This is a genomic window from Streptomyces sp. NBC_00388 (assembly GCF_036061255.1).
In the GTDB taxonomy this organism is placed as follows: Bacteria; Actinomycetota; Actinomycetes; order Streptomycetales; family Streptomycetaceae; genus Streptomyces.
The window spans coordinates 1,270,457-1,288,946 of the sequence record NZ_CP107948.1 but is presented as its reverse complement, the minus strand read 5'-3'; the positions used below and the strand labels follow the sequence as shown (position 1 = coordinate 1,288,946).

Sequence of the window (18,490 nt, the reverse complement as noted above, 5' to 3'; positions counted from 1 at the left end):
CTTTGTGCTGTCCGTGATGTGACTGGTGTTCCCCGGACGAGACATGCGATCTCCTTGAGTAAGGTGAGCCTAACCTAACCCAACCATGGAGGTTTGGAGAACGTGCCTAACCAGTCGCGTCCCAAGGTCAAGAAGTCACGCGCGCTCGGTATCGCGCTGACGCCGAAGGCTGTCAAGTACTTCGAGGCCCGTCCGTACCCGCCGGGCGAGCACGGCCGTGGCCGCAAGCAGAACTCGGACTACAAGGTCCGTCTGCTCGAGAAGCAGCGTCTGCGCGCCCAGTACGACATCAGCGAGCGCCAGATGGCCCGCGCCTACGACCGCGCCAAGAAGGCCGAAGGCAAGACGGGCGAGGCCCTGGTCGTCGAGCTGGAGCGCCGCCTCGACGCGCTGGTCCTGCGTTCGGGCATCGCCCGGACCATCTACCAGGCCCGCCAGATGGTCGTCCACGGTCACATCCAGGTCAACGGTGGCAAGGTCGACAAGCCGTCGTTCCGTGTCCGTCCCGACGACGTCGTGTCGGTCCGTGACCGCAGCCGCGACAAGGTCCCCTTCCAGGTGGCCCGCGAGGGTGGCTACGACACCGACGGTGAGACCCCGCGCTACCTCCAGGTGAACCTGAAGGCTCTGGCATTCCGCCTGGACCGCGACCCGAACCGCAAGGAAATCCCGGTCATCTGCGACGAGCAGCTGGTCGTCGAGTACTACGCCCGCTGATCCGGACGTACCTCGCGCTTCACCGCTTCGGCCCGTCGTCCCCCCGCTCCGTGCGGAGCAGGGGACGGCGGGTCTTCGCGTGGGGCGGGACCGCGCAGCGCCCGGGCCACCGCGGCGTTCCGGTCCAGCCGCGCGCCGCGCTCCAGCAGACTCTCGTAGACCCCGGCGCCCAGCGCGCCGCGGGCCCCTTCCGCGCAGCGCAGGTGTGGCGCGTTGTAGTAGGCGGAGCCGAAGAGCGGCAGCCCCACCGACGTCCAGAGCTGCGCCGCGGCCCCCTGCAGCAGCGCGGCTTCCGCCGCCTCCCCCTCCTCCAGCGTGAGCAGCGCCATCAGCTCCAGGGCGAGCACCGTGCCCAGCTGGTCGTGGAAGGCGTGGCAGGTGGTGAGGGATTCGGTCAGCAGCCCACGGGCGTCCACGGGCCTGCCGCCCGACCAGGCCTCGAAGGCCAGCACATACAGCGCGTAGGCCCGCGCCCAGCGTTCGCCGTGGTCCTCGCAGACCGCCACGACGTCCTGGCACATGGCTGCCGCCTCGGCGAGCCGGCCCCGGAAGCACACCGCCATCGCCAGCTCGACCTGGCCCATCAGGACGTTGCTGTTGAGCTCGCCGCTCTCCCGGTACTGCCCGATCGCCTCGCGCAGCAGTTCCTCCGCGCGCGGCATGTCGTCGGTGACCAGCGCCAGGCAGCCGGTCCTGTGCAGCGCGTACGCGGCCGCCACCGTGTCGCCGGTCTGCTGGGCCGCCTCGCGGCACTCCTGGAGAGCGGCCACCGCGGCCACCGGGTCGCCCTGGAGGACCGCCACGTACCCCAGTACCCAGAGCGACTTGAGCCGTGCCCCCTCGCGACCGCCCTCCGCCTCCAGCACATGGTCGAGCCAGTGCCGGCCCTCGGCGAGACGCCCGCACCCCGCCCAGTAGAACCAGAGTGTGCCCGCCAGGTACTGCGCCAGATGCGCGTCCCCCGGGTGGTCGAGGGAGAATTCGAGTGCCCCCCGCAGATTGGCCAGTTCACTGTCCACGCGGGCTGCGATCCCGGTCTGCCGGGCGCTGAACCAGTCCAGTTCGCACCAGGTCGCGAGCCCCACGAACCAGTCGCGGTGACGCCGGCCGAGCCGCTCGGTGTCACCGGTCGCGGTGAGCCACTGCGCGCCGTACTCCCTGATCGTGTCCAGCATCCGGTAGCGGACGCCTGCCGCGGTGTCCTCCCGTACGAGCACGGACTGCGCGAGCAGTTCGTGCAGCACGTCCAGGATGTCGTCGGACGCCAGGCCGGCGCCGCCGCAGATGTACTCGGCCGCCTCCAGGTCGAACTGCCCGGGGAAGACGGAGAGCCGCGCCCAGAGCAACCGCTGTCCGGGGGTGCACAGTTCATGGCTCCACCCGATCGCCGTGCGCAGGGTCCGGTGGCGGGGCAGTACGCCTCTGCCGCCCCCGGTCAGCAGCCGGAACCGGTCGTCGAGCCTGGTCAGCAGCTGATCGACCGAGAGCGCCCGCATCCGTCCCGCCGCCAGTTCCAGCGCGAGCGGGATCCCGTCCAGCCTGCGGCAGACCTCCGCGACCTTGGCGGCGTCGCCCCGGGGGAACCGGAATCCGGGCCGGCCGGCGGAGACGCGGTCGGTGAACAGCCGTACGGCGTCCTGGCCGCGCATCGGCGCCAGCGGGAGGGTCAGCTCGCCCTCGATCTCCAGGGGGCGCCTGCCGACCGCGATCACCCGCAGCCCGGGCGCACCGCGCAGCAGCCCGAGAAGCAGCGGGGCGCACGCGTCGACCAGGAACTCGAACCCGTCGAGCACGAACAGCAGCTCCCGCTCCGCGAGATGACGGGCCAGTACCTCGCGCGGCGGCCTGCTCGTGTGGTCGGTCAGCCCCAGCGCCTCGACCAGGGCGTGCTCGATCAGCTCCGGATCGCGCAGAGCGGAGAGCTCGGCCAGCCACACTCCGTCGGAGAACCGTTCCTTCAGAGTGCCGGCCACGTGCGTCGCCAGCCGGGTCTTGCCCACGCCGCCGGCTCCCACCACAGTGACCAGCCGGGACGAGCCGATGAGCTTCTTCAGCCCGGCAGCCTCGGTCCTCCGCCCCACGAACCGGTTGAGCTCTGCCGGAAGGCTGCCGGGGACGGTCCGGTGGCCGGTCGAGTCGCGTCGCATAGGACACGGAGAGTACGCGGGAGGGAGCACTGCGTACAATCCGGTGCCGGAACTCCTGCCGCGCACAGCGCATATCCGGTGCGGGGGCGGAGTCCCGGCGCGATAGGCTCGGTTACCACAATCGACGTGACCAACGACGTGACTTCCGACGACCAGAGAGCGGTGCAACGTGTCCGGTGGTGAGGTGGCCGGCATCCTGGTGGCCGTCTTCTGGGCGATCCTGGTCTCCTTCCTCGCCGTGGTACTGGTGAGGCTGGCCCAGACGCTCAGGACGACCACCAAACTCGTGGCGGACGTGACGGATCAGGCCGTGCCGCTGCTCGCCGACGCCTCCACGGCCGTCCGGTCGGCGCAGACCCAGCTGGAGCGGGTCGACGCCATCGCGACCGACGTCCAGGAGGTCACCTCCAACGCGTCGGCGCTCTCCACGACCGTCGCATCGACGTTCGGCGGACCGCTGGTGAAGGTCGCCGCCTTCGGTTACGGCGTCCGCCAGGCCCTCGGCCGCAAGGCGGACGGGGAGCCGGAGAGCTCGCGCCGCCCGGTGATCGTCGGCCGCACGGTGCCGGCCGCACGGCGTAGGAAGCGGAAGGGCTGACGCTGCAATGTTCCGCCGTACGTTCTGGTTCGCCACGGGCGCCGCAGCCGGTGTGTGGGCCACCACCAAGGTCAACCGCAAGATCAAGCAGCTGAGTCCTGAGAGCCTCGCGGCGCAGGCGGCGAACAGGGCCGTCGACGCGGGCCACCGACTGAAGGACTTCGCATTCGACGTACGGGCCGGCATGGTCCGGCGCGAGGCGGAGCTGGGGGAGGCGCTCGGTATCGACGCGCCGCCAGGACCGGCCGAGCTTCCCGCGCGGCGACGTCTCGCCGCCATTGAACACACCAAGCATTCGCACAACCGGAATGAGGACCACTGATGGAGTCGGCCGAAATTCGCCGCCGCTGGCTGAGCTTCTTCGAGGAGCGCGGTCACACCGTCGTCCCTTCGGCGTCGCTCATCGCGGACGACCCGACTCTGCTCCTGGTGCCCGCGGGGATGGTCCCGTTCAAGCCGTACTTCCTCGGTGAGGCCAAGCCGCCCGCCCCGCGCGCCACCAGCGTGCAGAAGTGCGTGCGTACGCCGGACATCGAAGAGGTCGGCAAGACCACCCGGCACGGCACGTTCTTCCAGATGTGCGGCAACTTCTCGTTCGGCGACTACTTCAAGGAAGGCGCCATCACGTACGCCTGGGAGCTGCTCACCAGCTCCGTGGCGGACGGTGGTTACGGGCTGGAGCCGGAGAAGCTCTGGATCACGGTCTACCTGGACGACGACGAGGCCGAGCAGATCTGGCGCGAGAAGATCGGCGTTCCGGCCGAGCGCATCCAGCGGCTGGGCAAGAAGGACAACTTCTGGTCCATGGGTGTCCCCGGTCCCTGCGGGCCGTGCTCCGAGATCAACTACGACCGCGGCCCCGCGTTCGGCGCCGAGGGCGGCCCCGCCGTCAACGACGAGCGGTACGTGGAGATCTGGAACCTGGTCTTCATGCAGTTCGAGCGCGGCGCCGGAGACGGGAAGGAGGACTTCCCGATCCTCGGCGACCTGCCGTCGAAGAACATCGACACCGGTCTGGGCCTGGAACGCCTGGCGATGATCCTCCAGGACGTGCCCAACCTGTACGAGATCGACACGTCCCGGATCGTCATCGACAAGGCCACCGAGCTGACGGGCGTCGGCTACGGCCGGGACGAGGCCTCGGACGTCGCGCTGCGGGTCGTCACCGACCACATGCGTACCTCCGTGATGCTCATCGGGGACGGCGTGACCCCCGGCAACGAGGGCCGCGGCTACGTCCTGCGCCGCATCATGCGCCGGGCCATCCGCAACATGCGGCTCCTGGGCGCCACCGGGCCGGTCGTCGCCGAGCTGGTCGACGTGGTGATCAACACCATGGGCCACCAGTACCCGGAGCTCATCACCGACCGCCGGCGGATCGAGACCGTCGCCCTCGCCGAGGAGGCCGCCTTCGTCAAGACGCTGAGGGCCGGCACCAACATCCTCGACACCGCCGTGGGTGAGACCAAGGCCGCGGGCGGCCGGGTCCTCGCCGGTGAAAAGGCCTTCCTGCTCCACGACACCTGGGGCTTCCCGATCGACCTCACCCTGGAGATGGCCGCCGAGCAGGGCGTCTCGGTGGACGAGGACGGCTTCCGGCGGCTGATGAAGGAACAGCGCGAGCGCGCCAAGGCGGACGCCAGGTCCAAGAAGACCGGCCACGCCGACCTCTCCGCCTACCGCGCCGTCGCCGACAGCGCCGGCGTCACCGAGTTCACCGGATACACCACCACCGAGGGCGAGTCGACCATCGTCGGCCTGCTCGTCGACGGGGTGCCCTCGCCCGCCGCCACCGAGGGCGACGAGGTCGAGATCGTCCTCGACCGGACCCCGTTCTACGCCGAGGGCGGCGGCCAGCTCGCCGACACCGGCCGGATCAGGCTCGGCTCGGGTGCCGTCGTGGAGGTCCGCGACGTCCAGCAGCCGGTCCCCGGGGTCTCCGTACACAAGGGTTCGGTGCAGGTGGGCGAGGTGACGGTCGGCGCCGCCGCGTACGCCGCCATCGACCAGCGCCGCCGGCGGGCCATCGCCCGCGCCCACAGCGCCACCCACCTGACGCACCAGGCGCTGCGTGACGCTCTCGGCCCGACGGCCGCACAGGCCGGTTCGGAGAACTCGCCCGGCCGCTTCCGCTTCGACTTCGGTTCGCCCAACGCCGTACCCGGCACGGTCCTCACCGACGTCGAGCAGAAGATCAACGACGTCCTCTCCCATGAACTCGACGTCCGTGCCGAGGTCATGTCCATCGACGAGGCCAAGAAGCAGGGCGCCATCGCCGAGTTCGGGGAGAAGTACGGCGAACGAGTCCGGGTCGTCACCATCGGCGACTTCTCCAAGGAGCTGTGCGGCGGGACCCATGTCCACAACACCGCCCAGCTGGGTCTGGTGAAGCTGCTCGGCGAGTCGTCGATCGGCTCCGGTGTGCGCCGGATCGAGGCCCTCGTCGGGGTCGACGCGTACAACTTCCTGGCCCGCGAGCACACGGTCGTCGCCCAGCTCCAGGAGCTGGTCAAGGGCCGTTCCGAGGAGCTCCCCGAGAAGATCTCGGGCATGCTCTCGAAGCTCAGGGACGCCGAGAAGGAGATCGAGAAGTTCCGCGCGGAGAAGGTCCTCCAGGCGGCCGCGGGTCTCGCCTCCGGGGCCAAGGACGTACGGGGGGTCGCCGTGGTGACCGGTCAGGTCCCCGACGGCACGGGCGCCGACGACCTGCGCAGGCTCGTTCTCGACGTGCGCGGACGCATCCAGGGCGACCGCCCGGCGGTGGTGGCCCTCTTCACCACGGCCAACGGCCGCCCGCTGACCGTCATCGCCACCAACGAGGCGGCCCGCGGGCGGGGTCTCAAGGCCGGCGAGCTGGTCCGGGCCGCGGCCAAGACCCTCGGTGGGGGCGGCGGCGGCAAGCCGGACGTCGCCCAGGGCGGCGGGCAGAACCCGGAGGCCATCGGTGACGCCGTGGCCGCCGTCGAGCGCCTGGTCGGAGAGACGGCCTGATGCGACGCGGCCGCCGGCTGGCGATCGATGTCGGGGACGCCCGGATCGGGGTCGCCTCGTGCGACCCCGACGGGGTCCTCGCCACGCCGGTGGAGACGGTACCGGGACGTGACGTCCCGGCCGCCCACCGGCGGTTGAGGCAATTGATCGCCGAGTACGAACCGATCGAGGTGGTCGTCGGTCTCCCCCGTTCCCTGAATGGGGGAGAGGGCCCGGCGGCCGCCAAGGTCCGTGTATTCGCCCAGGAACTCGCTCGTGATAGTGCACCCATTCCGGTGCGATTGATCGACGAGAGGATGACCACAGTGACGGCGAGTCAGAGTTTGCGGGCTTCCGGCGTAAAGTCCAGAAAAGGCCGTTCTGTCATTGACCAGGCTGCGGCCGTTGTCATCCTGCAGAATGCACTGGAGTCCGAACGGGCGTCAGGTGTTGCTCCAGGTGAGGGCGTCGAAGTGGTTGTCTGATCGCGATACGGTAGCGTTCCGCGCCGTGCGGCGGTTTTCGAACAGCTGCCGCACAGCACAAGAGGCGGACCGTCCGGAGGCCTCGCGGCTCTAGGGGACCGATGACTGAGTATGGCCGGGGCGCAGGCTCCGAACCGTGGCATCCCGAGGACCCGTTGTACGGGGACCAGGGTTGGGGAGGTCAGCAGGACGCCTCCGGCCGGACGCCGTACGACGTCCCGGCGCAGCAGTACGCCGGGGCGCCCCAGTACGACCAGTACGGCAACCCGGTCCACAGCCCGCCGCAGGACCCGTATCAGCAGCAGTACCCGCAGCAGCAGGCCCAGGGGCCGCAGCAGTACGGCCAGGACCAGCAGCAGTACGGGCAGGGCCAGGGCCAGAACCCGTACGGGCAGTACGGGCAGGGTCCCGCCCAGGTCCCGTACGGCGGCGGTCAGCAGCAGTACCCGCAGGATCCGGACCAGCAGCAGTACCCGCAGAATTCGAACGCCCAGCAGTATCAGCAGTCCGCGTACCAGCAGCCGTACGCGCCCGACGCGTACCGGCAGGACCAGTACCCGCAGCAGCAGGATGGCGGCTGGCAGGGCTCACCGCAGGCCGGTGCGGCGTACGGGGCGGATCAGCAGACGCCGTACAGCGGGCAGCCGGTGCATCACAACGGCGAGAACCCCGACTTCTACCGCACGCCCGACGCCTATCCGCCGCCGCAGCCCCCCGGCCGCCGGGACGAGTGGCCGCAGGAGCCGCCGGCCGGGACGGAGCCCGCCCCCCGGGTGGACGAACCCGAGACGCATCCTTTCTTCACCGGTGCCGAGGGGCCCGTCGGCGGTGACGACGAGGACGACTACGACGACGATCCGGGCGAGACAAGGGACGGCACCCGCGACCGCCGGGGCAAGTCCAGAAAGCCCAAGCGCCGCAACGGATGCGCCTGCTTCGCGGTCTCGCTCGTCCTGGCCGCGGGCCTCGGCGGAGTGGGCTACGTGGGCTACGGCTTCTACCAGTCCCGTTACGCGCCGCCGCCGGACTTCACCGGCGTCGGCAGCTCGCCGGTCCAGGTGGAGGTCCCGCAGGGGACGGGCGTCGGAGGGATCGGACGGCTGCTCAAGGAGAAGGGCGTCGTCAAGAGCGTCCAGGCCTTCGTCACCGCGGCGAAGGGCAAGTCGCTCCAGGCCGGCGTGTACAGCCTCAACCAGCAGATGTCCGCGAAGAACGCGGTCATCGCGATGGTGGATCCGAACAGCCTGAACCAGCTCATCATCCCGCCGGGCTGGCGGAACGCCACCGTGTACGCGGCCATCGACAAACGGCTCGAAGTGAAGGCCGGCACCACCGCGGGCGTCGCCAAGTCGCAGGCCGGCAAGCTGGGTCTGCCGGGCTGGGCCAAGGGGCACAAGAACCTGAAGGACCCGCTGGAGGGCTTCCTCGCCCCGGCCAGCTATCCGGTCGCCACGGGCATGAAACCCGAGGACCTGCTCAAGAAGATGGTCGGTCAGGCGGACAAGGAGTACGGGGACGAGGATCTCGAAGCGGCCGCGAAACGGCTGGGGCTCGACGACCCGTTCCAGGTCGTGACCGTGGCCAGCCTCGTGCAGGCCGAGGGCAGGACCCATGACGACTTCCGCCGAATGGCAGAAGTGATCTACAACCGTCTGAAGCCCGGGAATACAGAGACCAATCAGCTCCTTCAGTTCGACTCGACCTACAACTATCTGAAGGGCCAGAGCAAGATCAATATTGGTGAGGCGGAAATCCACAGCAATATGGATCCGTACAACACCTATACGCAGAAGGGACTTCCGCCCGGCCCGATCGGAAGTCCCGGTCATGACGCACTCGCTGCGGCCCTGCATCCGACGAAGGACGGCTATCTCTACTTCGTATCGGTCGACGGGCACAAGACCGGATTCACCAAGTCCTATGCGGATTTCATGAAATTGAAGAAGGAGTTCAATGACAACCAGAACGCCGGCTGACGCCCGCAGGGCGGCTGTTCTGGGCTCGCCCATCGCGCACTCGCTCTCCCCGGTGCTGCACCGGGCCGCATACCGGGAACTCGGCCTCGGCGCCTGGTCGTACGAGCGCTTCGAGGTGGACGAGGCGGCTCTCCCCTCCTTCGTCGAGGGGCTGGACGACTCCTGGGCGGGGCTCTCGCTGACCATGCCGCTCAAGCGCGCGGTCATCCCGCTTCTCGACGAGGTGACCGCGACGGCCGCCTCCGTCGAGGCCGTCAACACGGTGGTGTTCACCGCGGACGGGCGCCGGGTCGGGGACAACACCGACATTCCCGGGATGGTCGCCGCCCTGCGGGAGCGCGGGGTCGACAAGGTCGAGTCGGCCGCCGTACTCGGAGCGGGCGCCACGGCCTCCTCCGCGCTCGCGGCCCTCTCCCTGATCTGCACGGGCCCGGTCACCGCCTATGTGCGCAGCGAGGCCCGCGCCCAGGAGATGCGCGGCTGGGGCGAGCGGCTGGGCGTCGACGTGCACACGGCAGGCTGGGAGTCCGCGGCGGCCGCGCTGGACGCACCGCTGGTCATCGCGACCACCCCGGCCGGCGCCGCCGACGCACTGGCCGGCGCTGTCCCCGGTACGCCCGGCACGCTCTTCGACGTGCTGTACGAGCCATGGCCGACGGCGCTCGCCTCCGCCTGGCAGTCCCGCGGCGGGGCGGTCGTCGGCGGCCTCGATCTGCTGGTGCACCAGGCGGTGCTCCAGGTCGAGCAGATGACCGGCCGCGTGCCCGCGCCGCTGACCGCCATGCGGCAAGCGGGGGAGCAGGCGCTCGCTTCGCGGTGACACCGGGCCCGCGACCGTGCGGGCCCGCCCCGTCCGGTCAGCCGCGGCGCCGGAGGCCGATCTCCGTACCGGCCGCGTAGTCCTGGGTCCAGCTGCGGCCCGCGTCGGACCTCCAGGTGACCTGGACCGTGCCGCCCAGGGCCCTGACGCGGTCCACCGTCATGGAGCGTTCGCTGTCCCTGACGTCCCCGCGGCGCAGCTCCCGCGCCTCCACCGTGACGGACTCGGCCGGCTGTGCGCGCTCCGCTTCGGCGGCCCCACGGACCAGGGCGGCGGCCAGCTCCCTGGCCTGGGCGGGGGAGCAGAGCAGCGCGGTCTCCGGCCCTCCGGGCGACGCGGCGGTGAGCCGTACTCCTGCGGGGCCCGCGGTCAGGGTCACACCCGCGCCGTCCCCGAGATCGAGTTCCACGTGCTCTCCGCCTCTCTGCGGCGGCCCGGTCGTCCGGCCGCCCCGGTCTCCGGTGACCCCCGCATTGGAGCACACGGGCCGCCCCCCCACCGGTGCCGGGCGCCGTACCGTACGGGACCGCGAAGGCGCCGCCGGTCACCGGCCGGGAGTCCGCCGGTCACCGGCCGGGAGTCCGCCGGCTGGACCCGTGACCGTCCGGCTACCCGTCCGTGGGAGGATCGGGTCAGGCGGGCCAGGGCCGCGCACCCGGCCGCGCCGTCGCAGACCGAGGCGCGAGCATGAGGAGCACCGTTGAGCAGGTTGCGTTGGCTGACCGCGGGGGAGTCGCACGGACCCGCACTGGTGGCGACGCTGGAGGGGCTTCCCGCCGGCATCCCCGTCACCACGGACATGGTGGCGGACGCGCTCGCCCGGCGGAGGCTCGGGTACGGCCGCGGCGCCCGGATGAAGTTCGAGAAGGACGAGGTGACCTTCCTCGGCGGCGTCAGGCACGGGCTGACCATGGGCGGCCCGGTGGCCGTCATGGTGGGCAACACCGAGTGGCCCAAGTGGGAGAAGGTCATGTCGGCCGACCCGGTCGACCCCGACGAGCTGGCGCAGCTGGCCCGCAACGCCCCGCTGACCCGCCCCCGCCCGGGCCATGCGGACCTCGCCGGTATGCAGAAGTACGCGCTGGACGAGGCCCGGCCGATCCTGGAGCGCGCCAGCGCCCGTGAGACGGCGGCGCGTGTCGCACTCGGCACGGTGGCCCGCTCGTACCTCAGGGAGACGGCCGGGATCGAGCTCGTCTCGCACGTCGTGGAGCTGGCAGGCGCCAAGGCCCCGTACGGCGTCGTCCCGGTCCCGGCCGACGAGGCGCGGCTGGACGAGGACCCGGTGCGCTGCCTGGACGCCGGCGCGTCGGAGGCGATGGTCGCCGAGATCGACCAGGCCCACAAGGACGGTGACACCCTCGGCGGTGTCGTCGAGGTGCTCGCCTACGGCGTGCCGGTCGGCCTCGGTTCGCATGTGCACTGGGACCGCAGGCTCGACGCCAGGCTCGCCGCCGCCCTGATGGGCATCCAGGCCATCAAGGGCGTCGAGGTCGGCGACGGCTTCGACCTGGCCCGGGTGCCGGGCTCGCAGGCACACGACGAGATCGTGCCGACCGCGGACGGCGTACGCCGCACATCGGGCCGCTCCGGCGGGACCGAGGGCGGTATGTCCACCGGGGAGCTGCTCCGCGTCCGGGCCGCGATGAAGCCGATCGCGACGGTGCCGCGCGCCCTCGCCACCATCGATGTGGCCACCGGCGAGGTCGCCGCCGCGCACCACCAGCGCTCGGACGTCTGCGCGGTGCCCGCAGCCGGCATCGTCGCCGAGGCCATGGTCGCGCTGGTCCTGGCCGACGCGGTCGCGGAGAAGTTCGGCGGCGACAGCGTCGGTGAGACCCGCAGGAACGTCCGGTCGTACCTCGACAACCTCCAGATCCGATGAGCGGGCCGCTGGTCGTCCTCGTCGGCCCGATGGGTGTCGGCAAGTCCACCGTCGGCGAGCTGCTCGCCGAGCGGCTGGGCGCGGCCTACCGCGACACCGACGCCGACATCGTGGCGGCCGAGAACCGCACCATCGCGGACATCTTCGTCGACGAGGGCGAGGACCACTTCCGCGCCCTGGAGCGCGCCGCGGTGCGCGACGCCGTGGCGGGGCACACCGGTGTCCTGTCGCTCGGCGGCGGCGCGGTCCTCGACCCGTCCACCCGCGCGCTCCTCGCGGGCCGCCCCGTCGTCTACCTCTCCATGGACGTCGACGAAGCGGTCAAGCGCGTGGGGCTCAACACCGCGCGCCCGCTGCTCGCCGTCAACCCGCGCCGCCAGTGGCGCGAGCTGATGGAAGCGCGCCGGCCCCTCTACACCGAAGTAGCCCGCACGGTCGTCGCCACCGACGACCGTGTCCCCGAAGAGGTCGTCCAGGCGGTCCTCGACGCCCTCGAGCTCCCGCTCCCCGCGGGGGACACCACCCCGCCCCACGGCCAGGAGAAGACCGTATGACGCAGGACGCCCCCATCCGGATCCAGGTCGGCGGCACGGACGGCCACGACCCGTACGAGGTACTGGTCGGCCGTCAGCTGCTGGACGAACTGCCCACGCTGATCGGTGAGCAGGCCAGGCGGGTCGCCGTACTGCACCCCGAGGCGCTGGCCGAGACCGGCGAGGCGGTCCGCAAGGACCTCGCCGACCAGGGGTACGAGGCCATCGCGGTCCAGCTGCCCAACGCGGAGGAGGCCAAGACCGTCGAGGTCGCCGCCTACTGCTGGAAGGCGCTGGGCCAGACCGGGTTCACCCGCACCGACGTCATCGTCGGGGTCGGCGGCGGTGCGACCACCGATGTCGCCGGATTCGTCGCGGCCACCTGGCTGCGCGGGGTGCGCTGGATCGCTGTCCCGACCACCGTCCTCGGCATGGTGGACGCGGCCGTCGGCGGGAAGACCGGCATCAACACCGCCGAGGGCAAGAACCTGGTGGGCGCCTTCCACCCGCCCGCCGGAGTGCTCTGCGACCTCGCCGCGCTCGACTCCCTCCCGGTCAACGACTACGTCTCCGGGATGGCCGAGATCATCAAGGCCGGTTTCATCGCCGACCCGGCCATCCTCGACCTCGTGGAGTCGGACCCCGAGGGGGCCCGTACGCCCGCGGGGCCGCACACCGCCGAGCTGATCGAGCGGTCCATCCGGGTCAAGGCCGAGGTCGTCTCGAACGACCTCAGGGAGTCGGGCCTGCGGGAGATCCTCAACTACGGGCACACGCTCGCCCACGCCATCGAGAAGAACGAGCGCTACAAGTGGCGGCACGGCGCCGCGGTCTCGGTCGGCATGGTGTTCGCCGCCGAACTCGGCCGTCTCGCGGGCCGCCTCGACGACGCGACCGCCGACCGGCACAGCGCCGTGCTCGCGTCCGTCGGACTGCCGCTGACCTACCGGGGCGACCAGTGGCCCAAGCTCCTGGAGACGATGAAGGTCGACAAGAAGTCCCGGGGCAACGTCCTGCGCTTCATCGTCCTCGACGGGCTGGCCAAGCCGACCGTCCTCGAAGGCCCGGACCCGGCCGTCCTGCTCGCGGCGTTCGGGGAGGTATCGGGATGAGCCGGGTCCTCGTGCTCAACGGCCCGAACCTCGGCCGCCTGGGCTCCCGCGAGCCCGATGTCTACGGTGCGACGTCCTACGCCGGACTGGTCGAGGCCTGCACCCTGCTGGGCAAGGAGCTCGGCCTCGACGTCGAGGTGCGGGAGACCAACGACGAGGGCGAGATGATCCGCTGGCTGCACGAGGCGGCCGACGGCGCGCTCCCCGTGGTCATCAACCCCGGTGCGTTCACGCACTACTCGTACGCGATGCGGGACGCGGCGGCCCAGCGCACCGCGCCGCTCATCGAGGTGCACATCTCGAATCCGTACGCCCGCGAGGAGTTCCGTCACCATTCCGTCATCGCCCCGGTCGCCAGCGGCACCGTCGCGGGCTTCGGGATCGGCTCCTACCGCCTCGCCCTGCGGGCGCTGGCCGGGGAACTCACGGACTGACGACGGACGATGGGGCTCCCCGGCCGTTCACACGGTGGTGGCCGGGGAGGGTACCGTTCGGCAGGCAAGGAGTCGGCCGAGCGAGACGGAGTGGCACCGGATGCAGCACGCTGTGGGAGCTCCGCTGCCGCCCCCTCCGGGCGCGGGCTGGGGCCAGGCCGCCCAGCAGCCCGCAGGCCCCCCGGGCTGGGCGGCACCGAACCAGCCGGCCGCACCGCCCCACCCGCCGGCCGCGCCGCCGTCCATGGAGACGACCGGTCACGTCCAGTTGCCGCCCGGCGGCCCGGTGCCGCTGCCGGCCCCGCCCGCCGCCAGTGCTCCCGCGGACACCGGGAACACCACGCTCGCCGTGCTCCTCATAGGCCCGGCGGGCGCCGGCAAGACCACGGTCGCCCGGCACTGGGCGCGAAGCCGCCGGATGCCCACGTCGCACATCAGCCTCGACGACGTGCGGGAGTGGGTCTGCTCCGGGTTCGCCGACCCCCAGACCGGCTGGAACGACCACTCCGAGGCCCAGTACCGGCTGGCCCGCCGGACCTGTGGTTTCGCGGCGAGGAACTTCCTGGCCAACGGCATCTCCTGCATCCTCGACGACGCGGTCTTCCCGGACCGCCCGGTCGTCGGCCTGGGCGGCTGGAAGCGCCACGTCGGGCCCGGTCTGCTGCCCGTCGTGCTGCTGCCCGGCCTTGAGGTCGTCCTGGAGCGCAACGCGGCCCGCAGCGGCAACCGCCGCCTCGACGACGAGGAAGTGGCGCGGATCCACGGCCGGATGGCCGGCTGGTACGGCTCGGGGCTGCCGATCATCGACAACTCGGGCTACGACGTGGCCACCACCGCGCAGGTGCTCGACGACGTACTCGCACGCTCCATCGCCTCCCCTCCGGCCTGGTGACCACCCCGGTCGGACGCGCTGAACCGGCCGGGACCGGCCGCTGCTCCTAGGCTCGGGACCATGGCAGAGGTGTTTGCGGTCCGCCGGGCAAGGCTGCGTGACCGGTGCCTGGCAGCGGGCAGCGGTGCGGCGCTGGTCTCCCGGCCGGCCAACGTCCGGTATCTCGCCGGTGCGGCCCCGGCGGGCGCCGTCCTGCTGCTCGGCCCCGACGCCGATGTGCTCCTCTGCCCCGAGGACCCGGCCGGTGAACCCCAGGAAGGGCGGCCCGACGAGCAGCTGCGGCTGACGGTGCTCCGGGGGGCGGGCGGCGACCCCGCGGTGGCCGCCGCGGAACTCCTCGTCCCGGCGGGCGCCCTGTCGCTCGCGGTGGAGGAGCACCATCTGACGGTCGCCCGCCACCGAGCCGTGCGCTCGGTCGCACCGCGGCTGCACCTCGCCGATCTCGCCCGCGCCGTCGAGCAGCAGCGGATCATCAAGGACGAGGACGAGATCGGCTGCCTGCGCACCGCGGGGGAGATCACCGACCAGGCCCTGGGCGAGCTGCTCGAATCGATCCTCGTCGGGCGTACCGAGCGCCATCTCGCCCTGGAGCTGGAGCGCCGCCTGATCGACCACGGCGCCACCGGGCCGTCCTTCCCGACATCGGTGGCCACCGGACCCAACGCCGGGCTGCGGGGGCACCGTCCGTCCGACCGCCGGGTCGAGGAGGGCGATCTGCTCTCCGTGCGTCTCGGAGCGGTGTACCGGGGATACCGATGTGAGATCGGCCGGACCTTCGTGATCGGGACGGCGCCCGCGGACTGGCAGATCGAGCTGTACGACCTCGTCTTCGCCGCACAACGGGCAGGTCGGGAGGCACTTGTGCCCGGTGCGGCCTGCCGGGACGTGGACCTCGCGGCACGCCATGTCCTGGAGGCCGCGGGCCACGGCGGGACCCTCGGTCCGGTGACCGGCCACGGTGTGGGGCTCGAAATCGACGAGGACCCGCAGCTGGCACCTGCGGCCATGGGTAAACTGGACGCTTGCGTGCCGGTCACCGTCGAACCGGGGGTCCACCTCCCTGGCCGGGGCGGAGTCCGGATCGATGACACGCTCGTCGTACGCCCTGAGGCGGACGGCGGACCCGAGCTACTCACCATTACGACCAAGGAGCTGCTCGCCCTCTAGCGGCGCGCACCCGCGGTCCCACACACGCTGCAGTCCAGGAGAACCTCAACCGTGGCTTCCACGAACGACCTCAAGAACGGCCTGGTGCTCAAGCTCGACGGGGGCCAGCTCTGGTCCGTCGTCGAGTTCCAGCACGTCAAGCCCGGCAAGGGCCCGGCTTTTGTGCGCACCAAGCTCAAGAACGTGCTTTCCGGCAAGGTCGTCGACAAGACGTTCAACGCCGGTGTGAAGGTCGAGACGGCCACCATTGACCGACGCGACATGCAGTTCTCGTACATGGACGGCGAGTACTTCGTTTTCATGGACATGAACACGTACGACCAGCTGATGGTCGACCGCAAGTCGGTCGGTGACGCGGCCAACTTCCTCATCGAGGGCTTCACCGCCTCCGTCGCCCAGTACGAGGGCGAGGTGCTCTACGTCGAGCTCCCGGCCGCGGTCGAGCTGACGATCCAGCACACCGACCCGGGCGTCCAGGGTGACCGCTCCACCGGCGGCACCAAGCCCGCCACCCTGGAGACCGGTTACGAGATGGGCGTCCCGCTGTTCATCACGACCGGCGAGAAGATCAAGGTCGACACACGTACCGGTGATTATCTCGGCCGGGTGAACAGCTAACCGTGGCTGCCCGGAACACGGCGCGCAAGCGCGCCTTCCAGATCCTCTTCGAGGCCGACCAGCGCGCGGCGTCCGTGCAGACGGTCCTCGCGGACTGGATCCGTCTCTCCCGGACCGACGACCGGCAGCCACCGGTCAGTGAGTACACGATGGAACTCGTCGAGGGGTACGCGGAGCACGCGGACCGCATCGACGAACTCATCGCCACCTACGCGGTGGGGTGGACCCTCGACCGGATGCCGGTCGTCGACCGCAACATCATCAGGCTCAGCGCCCATGAGCTGGTGTGGGTCGACGGGACGCCGGACGCGGTCGTGATAGACGAAGCGGTGCAGCTCGCCAAGGAGTTCTCCACGGACGAGTCACCGGCCTTCATCAACGGCCTGCTCGGCCGGTTCAAGGACCTCAAGCCGAGCCTGCGCCGGGACTAGGCCCGCCCCCGGACAGGCCCCGCGCACCAGGCCCGGAGCAGAAGATGAACAATCTTCTGCTCCGGGCCTGGTGCGTCGCGCGGGCCTGCCCTAGGTTGCGCGCATGGCTGACCCCGGCGAACAGACCAGCGAACCGACATCCGCAGGGACCGGCCCGGAGGCGCTCGCCGACCGGCGCATCCTCGACCGGCTCGGCGCCCTGCGCGCGGCCGATCTCCCGGTCAGGGGCGGGCGCACCATGGCGTACGTCTACGACTCGGGCCTGCCGGGAATCGAGGAGCTGGCCTCGGCGGCGGCCGCGGCGTTCGCGGGGGTCAACGGGCTCGACATGACGGCCTTTCCCAGCGTCGTCTCCCTGGAGAACGACATCGTGGGGCGCGCCGCACGGCTGCTCGGCGGCGGCCCGGACACCGCGGGCACCTTCACCAGCGGAGGTACGGAGAGCTGCCTGCTCGCGGTCCTCACCGCGCGCGAACACGCGCTGCGCACCCGCGGGGTCACCGAGCCCGAGCTGGTGCTGCCGGAGACCGCGCACGCGGCCTTCCACAAGGCCGCCGCGCTCTTCGGGCTCAGGACCGTGGTGGTGCCGGTGGATCCGCTGTCCTACCGGGTGCGCGCCGGCGACCTGGCGGTCGCCGTCCGCGACCGCACCGCACTGGTGGTGGTCTCGGCGCCCTCGTACGCCCACGGTGTGATCGACCCGGTCGCCGAGGCCGCCGCCGAAGCGGCGCGCAGGGGCGTGCTCTGCCATGTCGACGCCTGCATAGGCGGCTGGTACCTCGGGCATCTGAGGCTCGGCTCCGGGGCGCCCGTGCCGCCGCCGTTCGATCTCTCCGTACCCGGCGTCACCTCGCTCTCGGTGGACCTGCACAAGTACGGCTACACGGCGAAGGGCGCGTCGGTGCTGCTGTTCCGGGACGCCGAACTCCGCAGGCACGGCTGGTTCGCCCACGCCTCGTGGCCCGGCTACCCGGTGGTCAACGCCACCCTCCAGGGCACCAAGGCGGCCGGGCCGCTGGCCGCCGCCTGGGCGGTGCTTGAGCGGATCGGCACCGATGGGTACACGGCGCTGTCGCTGCGCGTCCACCGGGCGGTGACGGCGCTCGTGGCGGGGGTGGGAAAGATCGACGGGCTCCGGGTGCTCGGCAGCCCCGACTCCTCACTGCTCGCGCTGGCCGCCGACGGGCCGGGCATCGATCCGTTCGTGGTGGCCGACGAGATGCGCGGTCTCGGCTGGTACGTCCAGCCGCAGCCCGCCTTCGCCGGCTCCCCGGCCAATCTCCATCTCACGGTGACAGCCGCGATGGCGGGGGACGAGACCGTGCGCAAGCTGCTGAGCGCGCTGGCGGAGGCCGTCGCCGCCGCTGCGGCGAGGGGGCCCGCCGAGCCCGGCGCCGCTGTCCTGGAGGCTGCCGCGGCCCTCGACCCGGCGGCCCTCACACCCGGGGAGGCGGCGCTGGCGCTCACCTTCGCCGGGGTGGGGGAGGGCGGCGAGCTGCCGGAGCGGATGGCGCCCGTCCTCGCGGTGCTCCAGGCACTGCCGCCCGCGCTCGCCGAACGGCTGCTGCCCGAACTGGTCGGCCGGCTCTACCGGCACGCCGGGCCCTGACCGCGGGCGCGGGCGGATTGCGCGGCCGGTCGCGGACAGGCGCCCGGCGGGGCCGCAAGCCGAAGGGCGGCCACCGGCATATGCGGGGCCGCCCTT

18 protein-coding genes are annotated in these 18,490 nt (G+C 71.5%); 16 read left to right on the top strand and 2 right to left on the bottom strand.

Features of this window, described 5'->3' with window-relative positions; genetic code table 11:
* The first annotated feature begins 102 nt into the window (after nucleotides 1-102).
* Entirely contained in the window at nucleotides 103-717 is a 615-nt protein-coding gene (rpsD, locus tag OG917_RS05845; RefSeq protein WP_328321682.1) for a 30S ribosomal protein S4, read from the top strand.
* Here the strand turns inward: rpsD and OG917_RS05840 are convergent.
* A complete protein-coding gene (locus OG917_RS05840) occupies nucleotides 705-2,864 on the bottom strand; it encodes an ATP-binding protein (RefSeq protein WP_328316457.1) in 2,160 nt (719 codons plus the stop codon). The two genes, rpsD and OG917_RS05840, sit on opposite strands and share 13 nt — an antisense overlap.
* A gap of 169 nt (nucleotides 2,865-3,033) precedes the next feature.
* On the opposite strand from OG917_RS05840, the gene OG917_RS05835 reads away from it, so the two are divergent.
* The 6 genes from OG917_RS05835 (at nucleotide 3,034) to OG917_RS05810 (ending at nucleotide 9,713) form a co-directional block, all read left to right on the top strand.
* Nucleotides 3,034-3,462: a DUF948 domain-containing protein gene (locus OG917_RS05835; protein WP_328316456.1), complete on the top strand. Its 429-nt coding sequence runs from the start codon at nucleotides 3,034-3,036 to the stop codon at nucleotides 3,460-3,462.
* A 7-nt stretch (nucleotides 3,463-3,469) separates the two neighbouring features.
* Nucleotides 3,470-3,784 carry a DUF6167 family protein gene (locus OG917_RS05830; RefSeq protein WP_328316455.1) on the top strand — a complete coding sequence of 105 codons (315 nt, stop codon included), beginning with the start codon at nucleotides 3,470-3,472 and terminating at the stop codon, nucleotides 3,782-3,784.
* On the top strand, nucleotides 3,784-6,453 hold the full coding sequence (alaS, locus tag OG917_RS05825) for an alanine--tRNA ligase (protein WP_328316454.1): 2,670 nt from the start codon (nucleotides 3,784-3,786) through the stop codon (nucleotides 6,451-6,453). Before OG917_RS05830 ends, alaS begins: the two co-directional genes overlap by 1 nt.
* Complete coding sequence (gene ruvX, locus OG917_RS05820) at nucleotides 6,453-6,917, top strand: Holliday junction resolvase RuvX (protein WP_328316453.1); 465 nt, start codon at nucleotides 6,453-6,455, stop codon at nucleotides 6,915-6,917. Before alaS ends, ruvX begins: the two co-directional genes overlap by 1 nt.
* Before the next feature lie 101 nt (nucleotides 6,918-7,018).
* Entirely contained in the window at nucleotides 7,019-8,893 is a 1,875-nt protein-coding gene (mltG, locus tag OG917_RS05815) for an endolytic transglycosylase MltG (RefSeq protein WP_328316452.1), read from the top strand.
* Nucleotides 8,871-9,713, top strand: coding sequence for a shikimate dehydrogenase (locus OG917_RS05810; RefSeq protein WP_328316451.1), 843 nt, complete (start codon nucleotides 8,871-8,873; stop codon nucleotides 9,711-9,713). The genes mltG and OG917_RS05810 overlap by 23 nt, the downstream gene beginning before the upstream one ends.
* Nucleotides 9,714-9,750: 37 nt before the next feature.
* Here OG917_RS05810 and OG917_RS05805 read toward each other — a convergent pair whose 3' ends face one another.
* Nucleotides 9,751-10,122, bottom strand: coding sequence for a hypothetical protein (locus OG917_RS05805; RefSeq protein ID WP_328316450.1), 372 nt, complete (start codon nucleotides 10,120-10,122; stop codon nucleotides 9,751-9,753).
* Between the two features lie 291 nt (nucleotides 10,123-10,413).
* On the opposite strand from OG917_RS05805, the gene aroC reads away from it, so the two are divergent.
* The 9 genes from aroC to OG917_RS05760 all read left to right on the top strand — a co-directional run bounded on the left by aroC (nucleotide 10,414) and on the right by OG917_RS05760 (nucleotide 18,394).
* On the top strand, nucleotides 10,414-11,598 hold the full coding sequence (gene aroC, locus OG917_RS05800) for a chorismate synthase (protein WP_328316449.1): 1,185 nt from the start codon (nucleotides 10,414-10,416) through the stop codon (nucleotides 11,596-11,598).
* Nucleotides 11,595-12,152, top strand: coding sequence for a shikimate kinase (locus OG917_RS05795; protein ID WP_328316448.1), 558 nt, complete (start codon nucleotides 11,595-11,597; stop codon nucleotides 12,150-12,152). The genes aroC and OG917_RS05795 overlap by 4 nt, the downstream gene beginning before the upstream one ends.
* Nucleotides 12,149-13,243 carry a 3-dehydroquinate synthase gene (gene aroB, locus OG917_RS05790; protein WP_328316447.1) on the top strand — a complete coding sequence of 365 codons (1,095 nt, stop codon included), beginning with the start codon at nucleotides 12,149-12,151 and terminating at the stop codon, nucleotides 13,241-13,243. Before OG917_RS05795 ends, aroB begins: the two co-directional genes overlap by 4 nt.
* Nucleotides 13,240-13,677, top strand: a complete 438-nt coding sequence (aroQ, locus tag OG917_RS05785; RefSeq protein WP_328316446.1) for a type II 3-dehydroquinate dehydratase — start codon at nucleotides 13,240-13,242, stop codon at nucleotides 13,675-13,677. Before aroB ends, aroQ begins: the two co-directional genes overlap by 4 nt.
* A 100-nt stretch (nucleotides 13,678-13,777) precedes the next feature.
* Entirely contained in the window at nucleotides 13,778-14,569 is a 792-nt protein-coding gene (locus OG917_RS05780; RefSeq protein ID WP_328316445.1) for an AAA family ATPase, read from the top strand.
* A 60-nt stretch (nucleotides 14,570-14,629) separates the two neighbouring features.
* Nucleotides 14,630-15,736, top strand: a complete 1,107-nt coding sequence (locus OG917_RS05775; protein WP_328316444.1) for an aminopeptidase P family protein — start codon at nucleotides 14,630-14,632, stop codon at nucleotides 15,734-15,736.
* A gap of 51 nt (nucleotides 15,737-15,787) precedes the next feature.
* Nucleotides 15,788-16,354 (top strand): elongation factor P, encoded by a 567-nt coding sequence (gene efp, locus OG917_RS05770; RefSeq protein WP_328316443.1) that lies wholly within the window; start codon nucleotides 15,788-15,790, stop codon nucleotides 16,352-16,354.
* Between the two features lie 2 nt (nucleotides 16,355-16,356).
* Nucleotides 16,357-16,785, top strand: coding sequence for a transcription antitermination factor NusB (nusB, locus tag OG917_RS05765; protein ID WP_328316442.1), 429 nt, complete (start codon nucleotides 16,357-16,359; stop codon nucleotides 16,783-16,785).
* Between the two features lie 103 nt (nucleotides 16,786-16,888).
* The gene (locus OG917_RS05760; RefSeq protein WP_328316441.1) at nucleotides 16,889-18,394 is read left to right on the top strand and encodes a pyridoxal phosphate-dependent decarboxylase family protein; all 1,506 of its coding nucleotides are present in this window, start codon (nucleotides 16,889-16,891) and stop codon (nucleotides 18,392-18,394) included.
* Nucleotides 18,395-18,490 lie beyond the last annotated feature (96 nt).